Origin of the sequence: Autumnicola aciditolerans, from assembly GCF_041679265.1 — a bacterium.
In the GTDB taxonomy this organism is placed as follows: domain Bacteria; phylum Bacteroidota; class Bacteroidia; order Flavobacteriales; family Flavobacteriaceae; genus Autumnicola.
In genome coordinates this window covers 1-8,221 of record NZ_JBGFSM010000030.1, presented here as the reverse complement: position 1 = coordinate 8,221, position 8,221 = coordinate 1, and the positions used below count along the sequence as shown (strand labels likewise).

Genomic DNA, 8,221 nt, shown 5'->3' with positions numbered 1-8,221 from the left:
TCATAATAAATATTATTTTAGAGCAAAGCTACCGGTCGAAAGTCAGCTAATCAAGATGCAGTTGGTGGGGTGGATACAAAATAAGTTCTTACTTTCGTCTAGTTTCTCTTGAAAGCATTTTAGTGAGATCATCCAAACCTCATCTACAGCTTCATTAAATCGAATCATATCATGAAAATCCGTTTTCCAGTTTTCCTCTCTACTTTTCTCTGCCCATAATCGAAGAACACTCGCTCTAAGTGCACGAAATTCTGAACTTAGCTGCATAAAGTCAAAACCAAAATCTAAACGTTGCTCACCATGCTGATTAGCTGCATTTGTTTCAGCAGAATTTAATTCTTTATTTCCGTGGGATTTTATTCTTTGCTCATTGTTAGTTTGTAAGGAGTCCATGTCTTCTATTATTCGGTCAAGAATTTGTTTGACATGATCCTTTACTTCTTCACGTTCCATTTTCCCAGCGGGAATTATATTGTCAGTTGCAAAATCAATCCATTCATCTGCAATTAGATTCTGGTTTTGGCGAATAAAGGCTGATAGATTCATTTTTTTGGTTGGTTAAAATCTGAACTAATGCTTATTGGAAAAAGTATATCTTTTAAAAATAAGAATATATTTCATAAATCTACATCTTCACTTATTATAAAATTGTTGGAAGAATTTATATGAACTCTTCATTAATTCCCATAAAAATTTAATGAAAAAATTTTCTGAGCTCTTGTAGGTAACGGGTACGTATATTCGTCAGTTGTGGTAGTGAAGATACGGCTTTGTCCGATTTAGTATTTTAATTCCTGGTTTCTATAAACTTTCTTTTAGCAGAATGGCCGCAATTGCGAATATGCGATGTTATACCGCGTTAAATCACAAATTTTTCTTTAATTTTTGGGGATCTTTTCTGGTGTCAAAAATGGTAACAATATATATCTTTTCGTCGTCGAACCGATAATATAGGGTTGTCTGCTTTGTTATTACACATTTTCTTAATCCCTTTTCTGTTTGAGATTCAGGGAATATTTCTGGTTGATCTTTTATAATATCAATGCTTCTATCTAATTTTTGAACAAAATCAGTTTTTACTTTGTAAGACCATTTTTTTATTAAAAATTCAAATAAATCTTCTAGTTTTTCTTTCGCAATTATTGAGGTTACTATAGTTCTACCCATTATCTGTGCTTGGCCATAAAATATTCATAGTCAGCGGTTTCTCCTTGTTCTATTTGTTTTGTTGCTTCTTTTATTTCCCTTTTTTGGTCAGAAGATAAATCCTCCCAAAAATCGGTAGTTTTTTCTTTTTTAAAAATCTGTTTGATAGACTTAATAATCTTTGGATTATCAGTATTTAATAACAGTTTAGCCAACTCTATTTTTTCAGCTTGAATATTCATATTAAGTCGTTTCTAACAAAAATAATGATTATTGAATAAATTGAAGTGAATTCTCACTGTTTTTAATGCGGTATAACGGTTACGGTTAACGCAAGTCACGGGAGTAGGGACACGAACTTGTCGGCTAGTTTATTTTTACCTGGTCTCTAAAATAACAATTTTTAGCATACAACCCGTTATTTGCTGTTAACCGATGTTGTGCACTGGAACTTATACTCAAAACTTTAAAGAAATCAACGCCATTTTTCCGGCTGAGTTATAGTCCGCGTAGTGCAATATTCCGCTTCCGCTCGGCGAAATTTTGAGATTACTTTATTAGCAAGGCCGGTTTTAAGGTTTTACTTTTATTTTTTTATTAAAAACCAGGAGCTTTTTTTAAAATTTTTGAGCAAGAGTGAGCACATAATCTCAAGTTGAAAAAACGAGAACTTTAAAGAAGTTCTTGTGCACAGCGGTTACGGTTATGGACAAGTAGCGGGAATAGGGATGCGAATTTGTCGGCTTAACCTTTTGTTTCTTGGTTTTCTAAATTACAATTTTTCGGTAAAACCCGCTATTTTCTATAACCGATGTTGTGCACTGGCTGTTACTGCCACCATTCTTTTGAATTCTTAGCTCCTTTACTTTTTTTAATGGCTTGATTTGGAACTTGATTTTTTAAGGTAATATCAAGCCAACCTCTATCTAAATATTTTTCCGAAACGCTAAATTCTCCGGCTCCGATATCAAAATCTTGATTTGCTTTTGGAACTCTATAATCTGCCCAGTTACAAATTTTTTCTTTCCCAGTTTTATAACTTTTCCAAACACCTATGAATGCATTATTTGAATAAGAATCCGAAATAGATTGTATGTCATCGTACCTCACATTGTTTTTCTTATTCAAATACCATTTTGAATAGAGTTGACCTTTGAATAGTCCACTATGTTCTTGTTCTTTATTTTCTTTGAATTCATAGTCGGCAATTATTATTCCTTGAGATCTTATTCCTTTATTTGCAAAACTACTATCAATTCCAAAATGTTGATCTACTACTTCTTTAATCTCTTTAATCTTAATTGTTCCATTAAATTCACAAATGGTTTCTTTTACCATTGATTTTCCATAAACTAAATATTCAATTGGGTTTTGAGGATTTTTCTTAATAGAGATTAATTTTATTCTTATCCGTTGATGTTCTTCTCCAATAATTCCATAAATCAAATCATTATCAGTTTGCAACCATAATTTTGAAAAATCAAACTTCTTAAATTGATCAATTGAATTTTTCGTTTCGAGTTTATCTTCAAGTAAAAAGTCACTTAGGAATTTTTCATTCGATTGCGCAAACGAAACGTTTGTAAGAAAGAATAAAATCAGAAATATTTTGTTCATATTTTTCATTACAGCTTGTGCACAACGGTTACGGTTATCGCAAGTTGCGGGAGTAGGAACGCGGGTTTGTCGGCTTAACCATTTTCTTTCCTGCTTTCTAAAATTACACTTTTTCGACAAAACCCGTTATTTGCGATGAACCGAGGTTGGGCATAGTGCTACTCTGGCTTTACTTTCACTATTTTGTCACCTTTTAAAATAACCAGTTTACTATTTTTCTCTTTTTTAAATTCAATAAGTTTTTCGTAAACTTTTTCAAGTCCGACTAAAATCTTATCCTTTAATTCGATTTGTTTATCCTTGGTTGTCATAATAGCTTTTTAATTCATAAAATTTTTTCTCATTTATCATATCTATATGATTATCAACTGTCTTTTGAGCAATTAATTCATGTTTCCCGTAAGAATTATCAAATATCAGTGCTCCGTCCACAATTGGGAGATAGATATTAAATAGATTGTTTATTCCTCTAAAATATCTTCTTTCAATTACCTTTTTTGGAATATTATGTCCGCCTTCTTTAACTCTGATTTTAACTCGCTCTTTGGCAAGTTCAACGTTTTTTAACCAGAAAAATAAAAGTGTAACGGTATAACCTTTTTCTTTGGCTTGGAGTATTTTGTTTTTATAACTCCGGGTTGATAATGTTGTTTCAAAAGCGAAATTTTCTTCTTCTTTTAAAAGATCATTTATTCTATTGATCATTATTTTTCCAGATTCAAATGCTACTTTTTCTGGTTGGAAAGGGGAGAGGCCTTTAGCAATTTCATCTGCATTTACAAATTCTTTACATTCAATAATTTCTGGTAAGATTGTAAGTGAAGCCGTTGTTTTCCCTGCTCCGTTGCAACCTGCGATTATGTATAGATTTTTGTCTTCCATTATCACAAATTTAATCTTTCTTTTTATGGATTTTGTTCCTTATTCAGAATTTTCTTGCATTATGCCCAACGGTTACGGTTAACGCAAGTCACGGGATTAGGGCCACGGACTTGTCGGCTAACGGATTTTTATTGGTCTCTAAAATAACAATTTTTAGCATACAACCCGTTATTTGCTGTTAACCGATGTTATGCACTGGAAATATTACCTAAAACATGTGAATTGAAGACAATTTTTTCTGTCTGCATAGAATCGGCGTAATGGTTTTCAGGATCAATAAAGTTCAGCTTTTTAAATTCCGGAATGATTTGCGGTTTTCTTAAACTTTTTTGGAGATAATTATCTTCTTAATCCTGCGTTTGAGTAATCACGTTTTCTCATTATTAAAACCCCAAAACTTAAAATATTTCTTGTGCATAACGGTTACGGTTATCGCAAGTTGCGGGAGTAGGAACGCGGACTTGTCGGCTTAGTTGTTTCCATAATTGGTCTCTAAAATAACCATTTTCAGCAAACTACCCGTTATTTGCGATGAACCGATGTTGTGGTGTCGTTTTTTTACGCTGACATTGGTTTCACGTTAATTTGTCCGCCAATGGCTTTCAATACTTTCATTATAGTTCCAAATTGTGGTTTTGCTCCGTCGGATAATGCTTTATAGAGACTAGGTCTGCTCATACCGGTTTTCTCTGCAATTTTAGTCATTCCAATTGATTTTGCTATGTGTCCGATTGCTACTACCAAATCGGAACTGTTTCCATCTTCGAGAACTGTATTCAGATATTCAGCAATCATTTCTTCGCTGTCCAGATAGTCCGCAATGTCAAATCTTGAGGTTTCCATATCAATCATTTTTTATTTTGTTCCAAATTCTTTTTGCTTTTTCGATATCCTTTTCTTGAGTTGATTTATCTCCACCAATCAGAAGAATTACAATTTTGTTGTTTTTTTCTTTAAAATATACTCGATAGCCTTTAGCATAATTAATTTTCATTTCGCTAATTCCGTCACCGACAGGTTTACAATCTCCGAAATGCTCATCTGTTTCAAGTTTTTGAATTCGGAAAAGTATTTTAGATTTTGCACGAATATCTTTTAGTTTTCTAATCCACTTATCAAATTCAGATGTTTTTTGAGTAATTATCATTTAAAAATCGTCGTCATTTGGATACAAATATAACTAAATTTTAGCTTTTAAAAGAGAAATTGTTGTTTGAAACACTTTGTAAAAAATGCACCACAACGGCTACGGTTAACGCAAGTCACGGGATTTGGGACACGAACTTGTCGGCTAGTTGATTTTTACCTGGTCTCTAAAATAACAATTTTTAGCATACAACCCGTTATTTGCTGTTAACCGATGTTGTGCACTGGAACTTATACTCAAAAACTTTAAAAAAATCAACGACATTTTTTCCGGCTGAGTAATAGTCCGCGTAGTGCAATATAATCTTCCGCTTCCGTTGGAGGAATTTTTTCAAAATCTTCTTATCGGAAAATCTATTTTAAGGATCTGCTTTTAAAAACTTTATTAAAAAGTGGAAGCTTTATTTTTACAATTTTAGAGCATGAGTAAGCACATAATCTCAAGTTAAAAAAACGGAAACCTTAAATAAGTTCTTGTGTACAACGGTTACGGTTACCGCAAGTTGCGGGAGTAAGGACGCGGATTTGTCGGATGAGTGGTTTTAATAATTGGTCTCTAAAATAATTATTTTCAGCTAACTACCCGTTATTTGCGGTGAACCGTTGTTGTAAAATGTGGTGCTACAATGCGTAATTTTTTTATAAACTATAGTTTATTTTAAATTTACTTCGGTTGCTTTATATGGTTCATAAATGAAAGTTCGAGATCTTTCTCCGTAATAATCTGTAGTCACCATTCTTTGAATTTACCATTTAATTTCAATATTGGATTATTATTTTTATTATTCAATTTAATCATTATTGTAGCATTTGAATATCCTTCAACCCAAACGTTTAATTTTGAATAGGAATAAAATTTATATGGCTTTTAGAGTTATAGTTTGTTCTTTGGTAAAATCATTATTTAATATATTTTTTGTCTTCTACACAACAAACAGATACCAAAGAAATTATTAGAATATTGAAAATTTTTATCAATGATTTCATTCTATTAAGGTGCTATTGATAAGTTGGAATAAGGTTTGAGCTATCTATAGCATTATAAAAACTAAATTATTCAAATATCTTAATTCTCCATTATCGAAGGCATTTTTAACTAATTTGGATATAAAACTACCATAATGGGTAGCCAGTTCTCTTCCTTGTGCATTATTGAATAAATCCATATCGGTCTCATTATAATGATCTGGATAATCTGGATCATAATCTATTTCTTCGTGTGCGTCAGTTAATTGCTTGGTTAAGGCTGCTTCAATTTAGAATGCATAATATAACTGTCTTTTATATTTACTAAAGATTAAATTCTATTTCCAACTCACCTTCATTTGCTCGGTACGGATCAAATATTAAAGTAACTGGACCTTCTCCATAATAATCAGTTTGAACCAACAATGTGTCTATTTTACCCGATAGATAGAAATTTGTTCCGCCGTACAAATTATAATTAATCCTAACAGTATCATTGGTGTAGCCCTTTACCTTAATATTTAACATCGAATAAGGTTTTAATTTGTAAGGTTCAAGAGTAACTATTTTTTTTTGTGAAAAATCTGTAATTTTCATTTTTTCTCTATCATCGTTACATGAGATAATGACTAAAATAGATGCAATGAGAATAATAACTTTCTTCATATTTTTATTGGTTAGTAGGGGTTAGTTGAGAGGAATTTGTGGCCTTCCAGAATATTCCATTGAACTCCAAATTATTTAAATATCTTAATTCTCCATTAGCTAAGGCATTTTCAACTAATTTGAATATAAAATTACCATAATGGGTAGCCAGTTCTCTTCCTTGTGCATTATTGAATAAATCCATATCGGTCTCTTTATAATGATTTGGATAATTTGAATCATAAGTAATCTCTTCGTGGGCATCAGTTAATTGCTTGGTTAAGCTGGCCCCAATGTAGTTTGTAGAGAGTGCGTTCCATAAGCTGTGCTTTACAGCATCACCTTTTCTATTGCGAACAGGGTTTGGATAAAATGCTTCAGCATAAATATAGGCCTCCGTTGCAGCTCTTAGATAACCAGCTTTTTCTATAGTGGTTATATTATCAAATATAGCTAATTCTGAATCAGACATTTTTGATTTTAAAAAATCATGTAATGAAGGATCAAAAATTAATCTTTTTTCCAAATCTACATCGCCATTATTATATAATGCACTTATAGCTCTAAGTCCAAAACTCTTAGATTCTGGAGAGAAATCATTCTCCCCAAGGAAGTTGTAAATTGGAGAAATCACCTCATAATCTTGAGCTTGAACCCAATTTTCTAATGTAGAAGCACTATCCAGCTGAAGGTGAAAAATTAATTTATCATTGATCGTAGGTTTTTCAAGAATGGGAGTAGTAGTATCTCCAAGGCAATTACCATCAGCATCAGCGATACAGGTATCATCATCCGGATCAGAGGTGCTACCTCCTCCTGTAGATCCACCACCACCTCCACCTGATGGTTCATCAGGATCAGAGGTGCTACCTCCTCCGCCTCCTGTAGACCCTGTGCTACAGTATGATTCTGTTGTGCTGTCATAACCAGGACAGGGGCTCCCATTATCATATCCACCTGCATGATTTCCATATTTACAATAAGAAATGGTAGCAAACACACAGGTAGTGTTTACACTCGATTTTGTTAGATCATTAAGGGAAAGTGCATTATTTAATCTCGTTATGGATCCTTTTCCATTTAAATCTATATACTGACCATTTTCAATTTTTTTCTTCTCAATTTCTAATAAGTTGTAATCTACTTTAAAAATATGGTAAGTGCCATCTGATTGTAAAGAATACAGTAGGTTCTCTGTACTATCGTCATCAGTAATTATGGAGAATGTATAGGAATGATATTTACCATTGGAACTTGTTATTTTCTTGGCTTGGCGAATATCAATAGTGATATCATTTATACTATCATATATAAATGATAATTTTTGTTCACTATTTTTAGAGGACAGCATTGAGCCTCTCTCATTTAATAAATCAAATAGTTTAGAATTCTTTATAATTTCTTTTGAGGTAATATCGGAAATCCGCATTGCTGGCTCTAACATGTTTTGCTGTGCTTCTTCTATACCTGTTTTATCTTTTTCACAACTAACTAATACAATAAATAGACTGACGACTAGGTAGATTTTTTTCATTTAAATAGATTTATAGTTAAAAAAATCTTCAAAAAACGTAGGGCAAATGTGAAGTATGATTTCAAATATTGAAGAAATCTTAATAAAAACCAAATTATTTTAGGTTTTTCCGCTAAAATATTCATTTAGTTAGTTTTTTAACTTAAAAATTATTAACCGGGTTGAGATTGGGGATATATGAAAACGAATCTTTATGCACCATTTTTTACAACGGTTTGCGGTTATCGCAAGTTGCGGGAGTATTGACTCGGACTTGTCGGCTTACCGTTTTGTTTCTTAATTTCT

At 32.3% G+C, this 8,221-nt stretch carries 11 protein-coding genes; all 11 read right to left on the bottom strand.

What is annotated here, in order from left to right:
* Nucleotides 1-42: 42 nt before the first annotated feature.
* A complete protein-coding gene (locus AB8M93_RS18065; protein WP_373060273.1) occupies nucleotides 43-546 on the bottom strand; it encodes an RsbRD N-terminal domain-containing protein in 504 nt (167 codons plus the stop codon).
* Nucleotides 547-864: 318 nt separating this feature from the next.
* A complete protein-coding gene (locus AB8M93_RS18060; RefSeq protein ID WP_373060271.1) occupies nucleotides 865-1,167 on the bottom strand; it encodes a type II toxin-antitoxin system RelE/ParE family toxin in 303 nt (100 codons plus the stop codon).
* On the bottom strand, nucleotides 1,167-1,388 hold the full coding sequence (locus tag AB8M93_RS18055) for a hypothetical protein (RefSeq protein ID WP_373060269.1): 222 nt from the start codon (nucleotides 1,386-1,388) through the stop codon (nucleotides 1,167-1,169). Before AB8M93_RS18055 ends, AB8M93_RS18060 begins: the two co-directional genes overlap by 1 nt.
* 586 nt (nucleotides 1,389-1,974) lie before the next feature.
* Nucleotides 1,975-2,883 carry a hypothetical protein gene (locus AB8M93_RS18050; RefSeq protein WP_373060267.1) on the bottom strand — a complete coding sequence of 303 codons (909 nt, stop codon included), beginning with the start codon at nucleotides 2,881-2,883 and terminating at the stop codon, nucleotides 1,975-1,977.
* 38 nt (nucleotides 2,884-2,921) lie between these two features.
* Nucleotides 2,922-3,074 (bottom strand): hypothetical protein, encoded by a 153-nt coding sequence (locus tag AB8M93_RS18045; protein ID WP_373060265.1) that lies wholly within the window; start codon nucleotides 3,072-3,074, stop codon nucleotides 2,922-2,924.
* Entirely contained in the window at nucleotides 3,058-3,645 is a 588-nt protein-coding gene (locus tag AB8M93_RS18040) for an ATPase (protein ID WP_373060263.1), read from the bottom strand. The genes AB8M93_RS18045 and AB8M93_RS18040 overlap by 17 nt, the downstream gene beginning before the upstream one ends.
* Nucleotides 3,646-4,203: 558 nt before the next feature.
* Nucleotides 4,204-4,488: an addiction module antidote protein gene (locus AB8M93_RS18035; RefSeq protein WP_373060261.1), complete on the bottom strand. Its 285-nt coding sequence runs from the start codon at nucleotides 4,486-4,488 to the stop codon at nucleotides 4,204-4,206.
* A gap of 1 nt (nucleotide 4,489) precedes the next feature.
* Nucleotides 4,490-4,792, bottom strand: a complete 303-nt coding sequence (locus AB8M93_RS18030) for a type II toxin-antitoxin system RelE/ParE family toxin (RefSeq protein ID WP_373060259.1) — start codon at nucleotides 4,790-4,792, stop codon at nucleotides 4,490-4,492.
* Nucleotides 4,793-5,822: 1,030 nt separating this feature from the next.
* A complete protein-coding gene (locus AB8M93_RS18025) occupies nucleotides 5,823-6,047 on the bottom strand; it encodes a DUF6973 domain-containing protein (protein WP_373060275.1) in 225 nt (74 codons plus the stop codon).
* A 34-nt stretch (nucleotides 6,048-6,081) separates the two neighbouring features.
* Entirely contained in the window at nucleotides 6,082-6,423 is a 342-nt protein-coding gene (locus tag AB8M93_RS18020; RefSeq protein WP_373060257.1) for a hypothetical protein, read from the bottom strand.
* A gap of 4 nt (nucleotides 6,424-6,427) precedes the next feature.
* The gene (locus tag AB8M93_RS18015) at nucleotides 6,428-7,936 is read right to left on the bottom strand and encodes a DUF6973 domain-containing protein (protein WP_373060255.1); all 1,509 of its coding nucleotides are present in this window, start codon (nucleotides 7,934-7,936) and stop codon (nucleotides 6,428-6,430) included.
* Nucleotides 7,937-8,221 lie beyond the last annotated feature (285 nt).